11 protein-coding genes and 1 pseudogene are annotated in these 12,982 nt (G+C 71.3%); 4 read left to right on the top strand and 8 right to left on the bottom strand.

What is annotated here, in order from left to right; all coding sequences use genetic code 11:
* A partial coding sequence (locus BFF77_RS23755; protein WP_079125431.1) for a Gfo/Idh/MocA family protein occupies positions 1 to 1,055 on the bottom strand: 1,055 nt, incomplete at its 3' end.
* A gap of 76 nt (positions 1,056 to 1,131) precedes the next feature.
* On the opposite strand from BFF77_RS23755, the gene BFF77_RS23750 reads away from it, so the two are divergent.
* Complete coding sequence (locus tag BFF77_RS23750; protein ID WP_066953209.1) at positions 1,132 to 2,556, top strand: Bcr/CflA family multidrug efflux MFS transporter; 1,425 nt, start codon at positions 1,132 to 1,134, stop codon at positions 2,554 to 2,556.
* A 72-nt stretch (positions 2,557 to 2,628) separates the two neighbouring features.
* Here BFF77_RS23750 and BFF77_RS23745 read toward each other — a convergent pair whose 3' ends face one another.
* On the bottom strand, positions 2,629 to 3,945 hold the full coding sequence (locus tag BFF77_RS23745; protein WP_066953207.1) for a hypothetical protein: 1,317 nt from the start codon (positions 3,943 to 3,945) through the stop codon (positions 2,629 to 2,631).
* A 254-nt stretch (positions 3,946 to 4,199) separates the two neighbouring features.
* Here BFF77_RS23745 and BFF77_RS23740 point away from each other — a divergent pair, with 254 nt between their 5' ends.
* Positions 4,200 to 5,360 (top strand): small ribosomal subunit Rsm22 family protein, encoded by a 1,161-nt coding sequence (locus BFF77_RS23740; RefSeq protein ID WP_141698507.1) that lies wholly within the window; start codon positions 4,200 to 4,202, stop codon positions 5,358 to 5,360.
* Here BFF77_RS23740 and ddaH read toward each other — a convergent pair.
* Positions 5,349 to 6,212 (bottom strand): dimethylargininase, encoded by an 864-nt coding sequence (gene ddaH, locus BFF77_RS23735; RefSeq protein WP_342671257.1) that lies wholly within the window; start codon positions 6,210 to 6,212, stop codon positions 5,349 to 5,351. The two genes, BFF77_RS23740 and ddaH, sit on opposite strands and share 12 nt — an antisense overlap.
* A 140-nt stretch (positions 6,213 to 6,352) precedes the next feature.
* Here ddaH and BFF77_RS23730 point away from each other — a divergent pair, with 140 nt between their 5' ends.
* Positions 6,353 to 7,000, top strand: a complete 648-nt coding sequence (locus BFF77_RS23730; RefSeq protein WP_066953203.1) for a TetR/AcrR family transcriptional regulator — start codon at positions 6,353 to 6,355, stop codon at positions 6,998 to 7,000.
* 269 nt (positions 7,001 to 7,269) lie between these two features.
* The gene (locus BFF77_RS23725; protein WP_066953201.1) at positions 7,270 to 8,025 is read left to right on the top strand and encodes a bifunctional DNA primase/polymerase; all 756 of its coding nucleotides are present in this window, start codon (positions 7,270 to 7,272) and stop codon (positions 8,023 to 8,025) included.
* A gap of 129 nt (positions 8,026 to 8,154) precedes the next feature.
* Here the strand turns inward: BFF77_RS23725 and BFF77_RS23720 are convergent, their stop codons facing one another.
* The 5 genes and pseudogenes from BFF77_RS23720 to BFF77_RS23700 form a co-directional block, all read right to left on the bottom strand.
* On the bottom strand, positions 8,155 to 9,099 hold the full coding sequence (locus tag BFF77_RS23720) for an SCO2278 family lipoprotein (protein WP_066953199.1): 945 nt from the start codon (positions 9,097 to 9,099) through the stop codon (positions 8,155 to 8,157).
* Entirely contained in the window at positions 9,020 to 9,994 is a 975-nt protein-coding gene (gene efeU / locus BFF77_RS23715; protein ID WP_066953196.1) for an iron uptake transporter permease EfeU, read from the bottom strand. Before efeU ends, BFF77_RS23720 begins: the two co-directional genes overlap by 80 nt.
* A 21-nt stretch (positions 9,995 to 10,015) precedes the next feature.
* Positions 10,016 to 11,347: an iron uptake transporter deferrochelatase/peroxidase subunit gene (gene efeB, locus BFF77_RS23710; protein WP_079125428.1), complete on the bottom strand. Its 1,332-nt coding sequence runs from the start codon at positions 11,345 to 11,347 to the stop codon at positions 10,016 to 10,018.
* Between the two features lie 10 nt (positions 11,348 to 11,357).
* The gene (gene efeO, locus BFF77_RS23705; protein WP_066953194.1) at positions 11,358 to 12,497 is read right to left on the bottom strand and encodes an iron uptake system protein EfeO; all 1,140 of its coding nucleotides are present in this window, start codon (positions 12,495 to 12,497) and stop codon (positions 11,358 to 11,360) included.
* Between the two features lie 186 nt (positions 12,498 to 12,683).
* A pseudogene (locus BFF77_RS23700) lies at positions 12,684 to 12,982 on the bottom strand (hypothetical protein); the annotation flags it as partial.

Below are 12,982 nucleotides of genomic sequence, written 5' to 3'. Positions count from 1 at the left end.
CAGCCGTCCGCCGGGAAGCGGACGCCGATACGGTCGCGCACCGCGTCGAGCGTCCGCATCACCGCGAGCGTGCCGTCCAGGGGTACCAGCGGGGACTCCGTCTCGCCCGCGCGGAGACAGCGCATCACCTCGGCCGCCTCGTACTGGAGGCCGTACAGCCCGCCGTCCGCCGTGAACTCCTCGGGCCCGGTGCCGGGCCCGGCGTCGTTCCTGTGCAGGACGAAGCGCTCCGCGGAGAAGAAGCCGGACGGCAGCTCGATACGCCCCCTCGTGCCGGTCACCGTCGCCGTCACCGGCGTGCCTCCGGTCAGCGAGCAGGACAGCAGCGCCGTCGCCCCCGACTCCCAGCCCAGCAGCATCCCGGTGTTGAGGTCGACGCCCTCGGGCGAGAGCAGCGCGTCGGCCTGGACGCGGTCGGGCTCGCCGAGCAGGAGCTGGGCGAACGAGATCGGATAGACGCCGAGGTCGAGCAGGGCGCCGCCGCCGAGGGCGGGATCGCGCAGCCGGTGGCCGGGATCGGCCGGGCCCGGGAAGCCGAAGTCGGCCTGGACGGTCTGGATCTCACCGATCGCCCCGTCCCGTACCAGCTCGACCAGGCGTCGGATCACGGGGTTGCAGTACGTCCACATCGCCTCCATGAGGAAGAGGCCGCGCTCCCGGGCCAGGGAGACCAGTTCGCCGGCCTCCCGGACATTGAGCGTGAACGGCTTCTCGCACAGCACCGGCTTTCCGGCCGCCAGCGCGAGCCCGGCCGCGGCCCGGTGCGCGGAGTGCGGAGTCGCCACATAGACGACGTCCACGTCCGGGTCGGCGACGAGCGCGGCCCACTCGCCGTACGCGCGCGGGACACCGAACCGGGCCGCGAACTCCTTCGCCCGCGCTTCACCGCGCGAGGCCACCGCGACGACCTCGGCGTCCGGCAGTTCCCGTACCTCCGCGGTGAACCGCGCGGCGATCCCGCCCGTCGCCAGCACACCCCAGCGCACGGTGTCCCGCCGCGGCTCCTGTGCCGCCGGTGCTGTCCGCGGCGTCTGTGACGTCTGTCCCGTTGTCATACCTGCCCCAAAAAAGGTCTCGACCGCTCCGCTTGAGCTGAGAGCATAGGTAAGGATTCAACGACATGGAGAGACGATGCCGGACGGCGGTCAGACCACCGAAGGACGTAAAGGCCACATACCGCCCGAGCAGCGTCGCTCGGCACCGATCCCGGAACAGCGGGCCGTTCCCTCGCAGGAACAGGTGATCGTTCCCACGCCCGCACAGGAACAGGTGACCGTTCCCGCACCGGCCCACACACTCGCCCACACGCCCGGCCACACATCCGTACCCGCCGCGCGCCGCGCCGGGCTGCTCGTCACCCTGGTCCTCGGCGGGCTCACCGCGTTGCCCCCGCTCTCCATGGACATGTACCTTCCGGCCCTGCCGGAGGTCACCCGCTCGCTCGGCTCGCCCGCCGCCACCGTCCAGATCACCCTCACCGCCTGTCTGGCGGGCATGGCCCTCGGCCAGATCGTCGTCGGACCCATGAGCGACAAATGGGGACGGCGCAGGCCGCTGCTGCTCGGCATGGTCGTCTATGTCCTCGCCACCGCGATCTGCGCCCTCGCGCCGACCACCGAACTCCTCATCGCCTTCCGTCTGCTGCAAGGACTCGCGGGCGCGGCGGGCATCGTGATCGCCCGCGCGGTGGTGCGTGATCTCTACGACGGCGAGGAGATGGCCCGCTTCTTCTCCACCCTGATGCTGATCTCCGGGGTCGCGCCGGTGGTCGCGCCCGTGATCGGCGGGCAGGTGCTGCGCCTGACGGACTGGCGCGGCATCTTCGTCGTCCTCACGGTGGTCGGCACCGTCCTCACCCTCGTCGTGTGGAAGTGGCTGCACGAGACGCTGCCACCGGAGCGGCGGCACAGCGGCGGTGTCGGCGCGGCGCTGCGTACGATGCGCGGGCTGCTCGCCGACCGGGTCTTCACCGGCTACATGCTCGCGGGCGGTCTCGCCTTCGCCGCGCTGTTCGCGTATGTCGCGGCCTCGCCGTTCGTGGTGCAGGAGATCTACGGTGCCTCGCCGCAGACGTTCAGTCTGCTCTTCGGCGTCAACTCCATCGGTCTGATCACCGTCGGCCAGATCAACGGCAAGGTGCTGGTCGGGCGCGTCAGCATGGACCGGGTGCTGGGCTTCGGGCTGGTGGTCATCACCTTCGCCGCCGGGGCGCTGCTGCTGATGACGTCCGGCGCGTTCGGGGACGTGGGGCTTTTCCCGGTCGCGGCGGGCCTGTTCGTGCTGATGTCCGCGATGGGTCTGGCGATGCCCAACACCAACGCCTCGGCGCTGATGCGCACTCCGCACGCGGCCGGTTCCGCCTCGGCCCTGATCGGTACGTCGTCGTTCCTGATCGGTGCCGTCGCCTCGCCGCTCGTCGGGATCGCGGGCGAGGAGACCGCGGTGCCGATGGCCCTCGTCCAACTCGTGTGCGCGGTCGGCGCGCTGGGCTGCTTCGCGGGTCTCGTACGGCCCTGGAGGTACCAGTCGCCGATCGAGCGTCCCGCCGAGGCCTGAGAGAGCACCGCCGCGAGAGCAGGGGCCGCGAGGGCACGGCCGTGGGAGCACGGCCGTGAGGGCGCCGACGTGTCACTCGTCGCGGTGCGGATAGCCGATCAGATGCGGTGTGTCCTTGCCGTCGGTCCAGCGGAAGAGACCGGCCCCGGCCGTCTCTCCGCCGGGCAGCCGCACATTGGGGGCCAGATCCTCCGGTGCCGCGGTGGTGAGGTCCACGACGACGGGCGTGCCGCCGCCCGCGAGGGCGTCCGTCGTGTCGCGGGCGCTCGACGCGCCGTACGCCGTGCCGTCGTCGCTCACGGTGGTCAGGGTCAACGGCTGCGTACCGTCCGGCTCCTCGAAGCAGTACGCGGTCTTCTCCTCCAGGTCGAAGGCGAGCCGCCCGGCGATCAGGAAGCGGCCGTCCGGTGAGGAGATGAGCTGCGGGTCCTCGACCGGCGCGATGGCCGGTCTGCGGCACCGCACCTGGGCCACGGCCTTACCGGTCGCCGCGTCGTGCACCGCCCAGACGTCGTGCGTGCCGGCGTCCTTGGCGCCCTTCTTCTTGCGCCACTTGGCGAGGATGTGGTCGCGCGCCACGGAGGCCGGCACGCCGGAGGCGGGATCGGTGCCCTTCGGCGCGACCTTGCGGCTGAACCAGCCCCCGCGTACCCAGAACTCCTTGGCGCCGCTGACCAGCAGACCCCGGTCGGTGACGGCCCGGACCTCTGTCAGCTTGCGGCAGTTGGGGCAGCCCTTGGGGTAGCCGAGCGATCCCGGCGGGACCTGGACGACGTCCCCGTTCGCCGGATCGACGACCGCGCTGACCGCCTTGCCGTCACTGATCAGAATGCCCGGTCCCGCGGCGCTCACGGTCGGCGCGTCCGCCCACGGGACCTCGACGCGCTTACGGGAGCCGTCGGCCGCGTTGTACACGTCGAGGGAGACGATGGAGTCCGACGGACGCATCGCCTCCGGTTCGAGCTTTCCGTACGACCACGTGACGAAGTACTCCACATCGTCCTTGGCGACGGAGAGCAGCCGCGGGAAGCGGTCCGGCGCGAAGAGCGGGCGCCAGGGCGCGCCGTCCCAGCCGTGCCTCCCGGTCGCGGGGTCGAGCGTACGGATCCGGAACCGGGTGTCTCCGACCCGTTCCAGATAGGCGATCCGGCTCGTGGCCTCGGCGACCGCGTAGTCGGGCGAGGCGTCGTCGATCTCCCAGCCGCGCGTGGTGTCGTACGCCGGGGGAACGGTGAGCTGGTGCGCGGCGAAGGACGTGCTCCTCGGAGGCTTCGCGGGCCGTCCGTCGTCCTTCGGGCTCTGCTTGCCGCCGCAGGTGGCGAGCAGGAGCAGCAGCGCCAGCACGATCACCCCGGACACCAGGGCCAGACGTACGACCCTCTGTCTCATGGTCCCCCCGTGCGAGCGGCTGCCGGACAACGGGCGTCAGCGTAGCAACACACGTCGGGCGGCTCGCAGTTCACACCACCCTTGGAGCCGCGGGCGGCCATGGATACGGGCACGGGCGGCTCCGATACGGGCACGGGTCGCGCGGATACGGGCACAGTTCGGTCCCTGTACGGTCACTGGCCTGCCGCGATACGGTCGGCGGCCGGCCCGCGTACGGTCAGCGGTCGCCCCGCACACGCCCTAGAATCTCGGCGGTGAACGCCACTCTTCCCACCGCCGAGGCCCTGCGCGCCGCGCTCGCCGGTCTGCTCGACGGACTGCCGCCCCGGCAGGCCGCTCAGGCCGTCGAGCGGCTCATCGCCAACTACCGGGGCGCGACACCGACGGACGCGCCGGTGCTGCGCGACCGGTCCGATGTGGCCGCGTACGCCGCGTACCGGATGCCGGCGACCTTCGAGGCCGTACGGGCGGCGCTGGAGGCGCTCGCGGACACCGCGCCCGACTGGGCGCCGGGCAGCCATGTGGATGTGGGCGGCGGCACGGGCGCGGCGCTCTGGGCGGCGGAGGCGGTCTGGGCGGACGGCCCGGGGACGGGTGACGGCCGTGCCGCCGCCGTCCGCACCACCACCGTCCTGGACTGGGCCGAGCCCGCCCTCGCGCTCGGCCGTGAACTGGCCGCCGTCTCCGGCGCCCGCGCGGTACGCGCCGCCGACTGGCGGCGGACGAGGATCGGTACGGCGCTGAGGCTGCCGGAGAGCGAACTGGTGACGGTCTCGTACGTACTGAAGGAACTCACCGAGGGGGACCGGGCCGCGCTCGTGACCGAAGCCGCACGGGCCGCCCAGGCCGTGGTGATCGTCGAGCCCGGGACGCCCGACGGTTATCTGCGGATCATCGAGGCCCGCGACCGGCTGATCGCGGCCGGGCTGCGGATCGCCGCGCCCTGCCCGCACGGTGGCGCCTGCCCGATCGAACGAGGCGCGGACTGGTGCCACTTCGCGGCGCGTGTCAGCAGGTCCTCGCTGCACCGGCAGGTGAAGGGCGGCTCGCTGCCGTACGAGGACGAGAAGTTCAGCTATGTCGCGGCGGTGCGTTTCGAGGCGCCGCTCCCGGGCCGTGCCGAGGGGGCGGACCGCGCCCGTGTCGTCCGTAAACCGCAGATCCGTAAGGGACAGGTTCTGCTCGACCTGTGCACCGAGGACGACGGACTGCGGCGGGAAACGGTCACGAAGCGGCACGGCCCGCTCTACCGGGCGGCGCGGGACACGGACTGGGGCGACATCTGGCCGCCGCACCGGACCACAGACGCCATGGAGGCCACGGACGGCACGGAGGCCACGGGGGTCACCCACGGCACGGACGGCACGGAGGCCACGGACGGCACCGCCGAGTCCGCCGGCGGCTCAGAGGCGTAGCTCCTGCGTGCAGCACTTCACACTGCCGCCGCCCTTGAGCAGCTCCCCGAGGTCCAGCCCGATGGGCTCGAAGCCGCGCTCGCGCAGCGGCGCGAACAGCCCGGCCGCCGCCTGAGGCAGCAGCACATGCCGGCCGTCGCTCACCGCGTTCAAGCCGAACGCTCCCGCGTCCGTCCCGTCGGCGACGAGCGCGTCCGGGAAGAGCCGGGCGAGCACGGCCCTGCTGCCGGGCGAGAAGGCACCCGGGTAGTACATGATCTCGTCGGTCCTGTCGTCCAGTACGCAGAGCGCCGTGTCCAGGTGGTAGTAGCGCGGATCGACCAGATCCAGACCGATCACCGGGCGCCCGAAGAACTCCTGCGCCTCGCCGTGGGAGAGCGGACTGGACCGGAAGCCGCGCCCGGCCAGCAGCCAGGAGGCCGTGACGGCGAAATCGCCCTCGCCCTCGTTGATGTGCGCGGGCTCGCGGATGTCGATGAAGCCGTGGCCGCGGAACCACTCCAGATGCGCCTCGGCCTCGCGATGACGTTCCTGATGGGCGAAGCGCGCCCCGAGCACCCGGCCGTCGATCACCGTGGCGCCGTTCGCGGCGAAGACCATGTCGGGCAGATCGGGCAGGGGGGCCAGCAGCGCGACGGTGTGCCCGAGCGCGACATAGCGGTCCCGGAGGTCCTCCCACTGGGTGAGGGCCAGCGGCAGATCGACGGGCTTGGCCGGGTCCATCCAGGGATTGATCGAGTACGTGACCCGGAAGTAGTGCGGCGGGCACATGAGATAGCGGCGGGGTGAGGCATCACGAGGCAACGGAGGCTCCTCACGAGCGTCGGGCGACGAGCGGGATGTGCACGGGATAGGCGCGCAAGAGTCATGTTCCGCTTCGGGGGGCCTGTGTGCTGTGATCCGTTCGGGTGGTTCCGCTCCGTGAGGCGCATCGATTCTCCTCAGTGATCAGAGACGAAACGTCTCGATTCCCCCGTTGATAGATTGACGTCATGGCCGAGACCAGGGACACCAAGGGCGCGGACACCAGGAGCCCCGACTCCGCCCGGCGCAGCGAGCGGTCGCGCAGGGCGATCCATGACGCGGCGCTCGCGCTGGTGGGCGAGGTCGGCTACGCGCGTACGACCATCGAGGGCATCGCGGCCCGCGCGGGGGTCGGCAAGCAGACCATCTACCGCTGGTGGCCCTCCAAGGGCGCCGTGCTCCTGGACGCCTTCCTCGATCTCGGCGACCGGGCTGCGCGGGCGGCGGGCGGCGGGGAAGCGGCGTACGAGATCCCGGACACCGGCGATCTGGAGGCCGATCTGAAGGCGGTCCTGCGGGCCACGGTCGACGAGATGAACGATCCGGTGTTCGAGGCGCCGTCCCGGGCGCTCGCCGCCGAGGGGATCGCCGACGCGGAACTGGGCGTGGAGTTCACGCGCAAACTGCTCGAACCGTCGCTCCAGCTCTACGCGCGGCGGCTGAGCGCCGCCCAGGAGGCCGGCGACGTACGGCGGGACATCGACCTCCGGGTCGCACTGGAGCTGCTGGTGGGGCCCGTCGCCCACCGCTGGCTGCTCCGTACGCTCCCGCTGACGCACGAGTACGCGGACGCGGTGGTCGAGCACGCGCTGTACGGTCTGGCGCCACGGGGCTGAGAACCGGCGCCGAGAACCGGCCGGTCCGGTTCCGTGCCCTGGAGCGGGGGGCGCGGCGGGGGCGCGTGGAGGCATACGGGGCGGGCGGTCCGGATTCCGTCGGCTCCGCCGCGTCGGTCCGCCGTCCCATACCCGCACATACACCGCGATGAGTCCCGTGCCGCGGCCCTCCCGCGCATACCCCGGTGGGGAAGCACGTCCAACCGAGGAGCAGGATGGTGGGACCATGGAAATGTCCGCAGGGGCGAGCACGAGGTGTGAGGGGATAGATGGGCGACGATTTCGGCCGCTACCGCGGCACGGAGAGCAGGATTCCCCAGTGGCTGCGCAGGCGTCCCAGGAAGAGCGCCGGCGGCTCCGCGCTCGACGCCGGGGACGCGGCGGCCCGGGAGGCGCTGCTCCTCGCCGTGGCCCACGCCGGTATGCCCGTCTCACCGGCCGCGCATCCGGTCGGCTTCCGATGTTCCTGCGAGCGGATCGGCTGTCCGACGCCGGCCAGACACCCTCTTTCCTTCGCCTGGCACACCCAGTCCACGACCGACCGGGCCCAGATCGAGCGCTGGGCGCGCAATCAGCCCGAGGCCAACTTCATCACCGCGACCGGCACGGTCCACGATGTGCTGGACGTGCCGCTGGAAGCCGGCAGCCGCGCGCTGGAACGGCTGCTGGAGCAGTCCGTCGAGGTGGGCCCGGTGGCCGACTCCGGCGAGGACCGGATGCTCTTCTTCACCGCCACCCGGGGCACCCCGGAGGACGAGGACGAGTGGTGGCCCTGTGAACTGGACTGCCATCCCGAGACCATGGACGAGCATCCCGGGCTGCGCTGGCACTGCCGGGGCAGCTATGTCCTCGTCCCGCCGGCCCGGCTCCCGGGCGAGCTGTCCGTACGGTGGCTGCGCGGTCCCGAGCATCCGCTGCCCGATCCGCTGACCCTGTTGGAGACCCTCACCGACGCGTGTGCGCGGTACGCGGGGGAGAACGAGGAACTGGACCATCACGCGGTGGCCTGGCCCCTGGGCCGCTGACACGGCGAGACCTCCACCCCGGACCTCCGGGCTCAGGGAGCCGCACCTCCGGGCTCAGGGAGCCGCCGGCTCACGGGCCGGCCCCGGGATCAGGCTCAGGAGCAGCCCCACCAGCACCGGCGCCCGGCCCTACGATCCCTTCGCCGCCGTGATCCCCTGGAGGCGGCCCGCCACCACCACCTCCGGGGCGGCGGCATCGCTCCCCGGAACCAGCACCGTCTGGCTGGACAGCCACTCCTTGGTGATCGTGTTCCTCACCTCACCGGTCAGCAGCGCCCGCACATCGTCGTTCACCTGGAGCCGTACGCCCTTCGCGGCCGTCTGGCGCTCGAAGAACCGGGTGGCGAAGAACACCAGCGCGCCGCCGTCCTCGGTACGCAGCCCCAGCGGCGCGAAGTCCCCCTCGGACACCGGCTGGTCCACGTACTGCGTGGTGAGGCCGGGCAGCCGGGCCTTGTCCGCGCGCTCCTTGCGCCAGCCGTCGGTGTGCGGTCCCGCCGCGAAGTGCTCGGGCTTGCCGCTCGACAGGTACGAGGAGTACTCCTCGCTCAGATCGTCCGGCGCCACCGACACCGAGGCGCTGTCCGGCTTCACCTCCTCGCCCCAGCCGTCCTTGTCCGTCCTGAACTCGGGGACCTGGTCGGGCGAGAGGATCGTCAGATAGGCGGCTTCCCAGCGCTTGTCGGGACCGCCGCGCAGAAAGACCACCAGCCACCGGAAGGACGGGCCACCGGCCGCGTCGCGGTTGCTCCTGGTGTCCGCCACGAACCAGCGTGGCCAGCCGGCCTTCTTGGGGATCGTGAACTTCGCGTCGGTCAGTTCCAGCGGCTGATGGCCGGCGTTGCCGTTCGGGTTCGTGATGCCGCGGGCCTTGAGACCGGCCTGGTTGATCGTGCCGAGCGCACCGGTCACGTACGGGGCGTCGAGAGCCGGATCGTAGGCCTTGTCCGCCTTGTTGTACGCGTCGGTGAAGTCGTCCAGCGCCCGCGCGGCCTCACTTCGCTCCGCCGACGGTACGACCGCCAGCTCCCCGTGCACCGTCACGCATCCGCTCGCCGTCAGCGACAGCACCATCACCGTCGCGAGCCCCGCCGCTGCCCGAATCGGCCTTCCCCGCCTGCTCATCGGTCGCCTTCTGCTTCTGCTCCTGAGACCTCACTGACCGTCCGAACCCTACCGGGGCCAGGAACAGGGCGAGCGTCGGGATCAGATACAGGCACCAGACAATGACCTGAAGCACCGTCGGGTCCGGCTGGAAGTTGAACACGCCCTTCAGCAGCGTGCCGTACCAACTGTCCGGGGGGATCGTCGTGCTGATGTCGAACGCCTTGTCCGGCAGACCGCCCAGGAAGCGCGCCTCCTGGAGATCGTGGACACCGTACGCGAGCACACCCGCCGCGACGATCACCAGCATCCCGCCGGTCCAGGTGAAGAACTTGGCCAGATTGATCCTGAGCGCGCCCCGGTAGAAGAGCCAGCCGAGCACCACCGCGCTGGCGATGCCGAGCAGCACACCGACCAGCGGCGCGTGCGTACCGTCCGAGGAGGCACGGACCGACGCCCAGACGAACAGGGCCGTCTCCAGGCCCTCGCGGCCCACCGCCAGAAAGGCCGTGGCCACCAGCGCGCCCGTGCCCATCCGGAGCGCCGCGTCGAGCCTGTCGTGCAGCTCCGAGCGCAGATGCCGGGCCGTACGCCGCATCCAGAAGACCATCCAGGTCACCAGCACCACGGCGAGGACCGACAGCGAGCCGCCGAGCGCCTCCTTCGCCTCGAACGTGAGCTCCTGCGAGCCGAATTCGAGCCCGAAGCCGAAGGCGAGTGCCAGGGCCACCGCGACGCCGACACCGATCCAGATCGGACGCAGCGCGTCGCGCCGCCCGGTCTTCACCAGATACGCGACGAGGATGCAGACGACGAGACTGGCCTCGAGCCCTTCGCGCAGCCCGATCAGATAGTTTCCGAACACGCCGGAACTCCCTTCGGTGGATTAGGAGATCAGCGCCCGGCCCCACCAGTCGTCCTTGTCCCGGACGCCCGGCGGGATCGCGAAGACCGCTGAACCCACGTGCTGGATGTACTCGTTGAGCGCGTCGGAGCGCGCCAGGGAGCGCTGTACGGGGATGAACGCGTCCCGCACGTCACGCTGGTAGGCCAGGAAGAACAGACCCGCGTCGAGCCGGCCCAGACCGTCCGTACCGTCCGTGAAGGAGTAGCCGCGCCGCAGCATCCGTACACCGTGATGCGAGTCCGGATGCGCCAGCCGTACATGTGACGTCGGCAGCATCGCCTTCAGATTCGGCTTGTCGTGCTCGCGCGCCCTGCCGACCGCCGCGCCCTCGCCCTTGTCCCGGCCGAAGACGTCCTCCTGCTCCTGGAGCGAGGTACGGTCCCAGGACTCGATCCGCATGGAGATCCGCCGGGCGACCAGATAGGAACCGCCCGCCAGCCAGGCGGGACCGGTCTTCTCCGGCACCCAGACGTGCTCGTCCAGCGCGGCCGTGTCGGTGCCGTCGACATTGCTGGTGCCGTCCTTGAAGCCGAAGAGGTTGCGCGGCGTCTGGGCGTGCGGGGTGGTCGACGACGTCTTGCCGAAGCCGAGCTGCGACCAGCGCACCGCGACCTTGCCGAAGCCGATCCTGGCCAGATTGCGGATCGCGTGCACGGCGACCTGAGGGTCGTCCGCGCACGCCTGCACACAGAGATCGCCGCCGCCGCGCGCCGGATCGAGATTGTCACCGGGGAACTTCGGCAGCTCGACCAGCGCGGCCGGGCGCCGCTCCGCGAGGCCGAAGCGGTCCTCCGCGAAGAGCGAAGGGCCGAAGCCGATGGTCAGGGTGAGCCGGGACGGCTTGAGGCCGAGCGCCTCACCGGTGTCGTCGGGCGGCGCCTCGGGGAGCCCGCCGTACGCGCCCTCGCCCACCGCGTGCCCGGCCGTCATCCGCTCGGCCGCCCGGGTCCAGTCCTTGAGCAACCGGGCCAGTTCCGCCCGGTCCCCGGTCGTCACGTCGAACGCGGCGAAGTGCAGCCGGTCCTGGACGGCGGTGGCGATACCGGCCTGGTGCGTGCCGTGGAAGGGCACCGCCGCACCGGAGTCGGCCGCCGGAGCGGTGGAGTCCCCGTCGCGGACGGCCGCCACGGCGCCACCGGCCGCGACGGCGCCGAGCGCGAGCCCGGCACCGCCCCAGCCCAGCAGCAAACGGCGGGAGGGACTCGGTGCGTCCTGTGCGTCCTGTGCGCCCCGCGTGTTCTCCGTGTCCTGTGTGTTCTGTGCGTCCTGCGTGTCCTGTGTGCCCCGCGTGCTCCGGGCGTCGTCGGTCATGGCGCGGGCCTTACTTGACGACGGCGGCGGCGAGCTTGGAGAGCGGCTCGGCCAGCGCGTTGACACCGTCCGAGAGCTCCTTGCGCTGCGCCTTGCCGACCTTCTCGTACGAGGTGAACTCGTAGGAGTCGGGAGCGTCCCGGTACTTGTCGAGCAGCGCGCTCAGCGCGGAGAACTGTTTGTCCAGCTCCGTCACCAGCGCCGGGTCGTTCTTCGAGGCGACCGGCTTGAGCAGTTCGTAGGACTGCTGCGCGCCCTCGACATTGGCCTTGAAGTCGACCAGGTCGGTGTGGCTGTAGCGCTCCTCCTCGCCGGTGACCTTGCCCGCGGCGACCTCGTCGAGGAGTTCCTTGGCGCCGTTGGCCATGGAGGTCGGCGTGATCTCCGCCTTGCCGACGCGCTTCTGCCAGTCGGCCAGGTCCTTGTCGAGCGTGTCGGCGAGCGCCGTGGTCTCCGGGCCGAGCTTCTTGTCCGCCCAGAGCGCCTTCTCCAGCCGGTGCCAGCCGGTCCACTCCTGGCCGGACTCCAGACCGTCGGCGCGCACATCGACCTTCGGGTCGATGTCACCGAAGGACTCCGCGACCGGCTCGGTGCGCTCCCAGCCGATCCGCGAGGGCGCGTACGCCTTCTTCGCGGCCTCCAGATCGCCCGCGCGCACGGCGTCGGTGAAGACCTTGACCTTCGGCAGCGTCTCGTCGGCCTGTGCCTGGACGTACTTGCGGTACCCGGCGACCGCGGCGTCCATCTCCGGGCTGCGCTTGACGGCCGTACCGCCGGTGACGGTCACCTTCTGGCGGATGCCGTCGCCCTTCATCCCGGGCTTGCAGACGATCTCGTACGAACCGGCCTTCACCTCGGCGGTGACCGTCGCCTTGGTGCCGGGGCCGATGTTCTCGCGCTCGGTGACGATGCGGTCGTCCGGGAAGAGGACATAGACCTCGGTGACCTTGGAGCCCTTGTTCTCGACGGCCAGCTCCACATGTCCCGCCGGGAACTCGTTCCTGGAGAGCTCGCAGGCGTCGTCCTTCGCGGTGACCTGGACGGCACCGTCGCCGGCCTTGGCGTCGCTCTTCTCGGCGCAGCCCGTGACGGCGGTCAGGGCGGCCACGGCGGTGGCTGCGGTGACGACGGAGAGACGGACAGGTCGCATGCGGGACTCCACGATGGCTGGGACGGGATGGGACGGGAGGATGGCCGGGTATGAGGTGAGGCGGGCCTAACTTAACTGAGGCTTACCTTGGCGATGCCCGTTCGTCCAGTGATTCAGCTCTCACTCCGCGCGCGGATTCCTCCCGGGACACGGAGAGGTCACAGGGATCTCCGGGTGGGGTCATGGTCAGGTCATGTATTGGTCAAGAGCCTCTTCGTGGCCCGCTGCCGGGGTCTGCTCCGGGTCCGATCCCGGTCCGTTCCCGGCCCGCCGGGGGATCACCAGCGGAACGCCCGTGCGGGGATGCGGGAACACCTCCACGGGCTGGCGGTAGACACGGCTCAGCAGCCCGGCGCGCAGGACCCCGGCGGGCGCTCCCTCGGCCGCGACGGAGCCGTCGTGCAGTACGGCGACCCGGTCCGCGTGGGCCGCCGCGAGTCCCAGATCGTGCAGTACGACCACGACGCCGTCACCCGCCGCCGCGC

Source organism: Streptomyces lushanensis, assembly GCF_001700515.1.
GTDB classification, from domain to species: domain Bacteria; phylum Actinomycetota; class Actinomycetes; order Streptomycetales; family Streptomycetaceae; genus Streptomyces; species Streptomyces lushanensis.
This window is presented reverse-complemented; position numbering and strand designations above follow the sequence as displayed.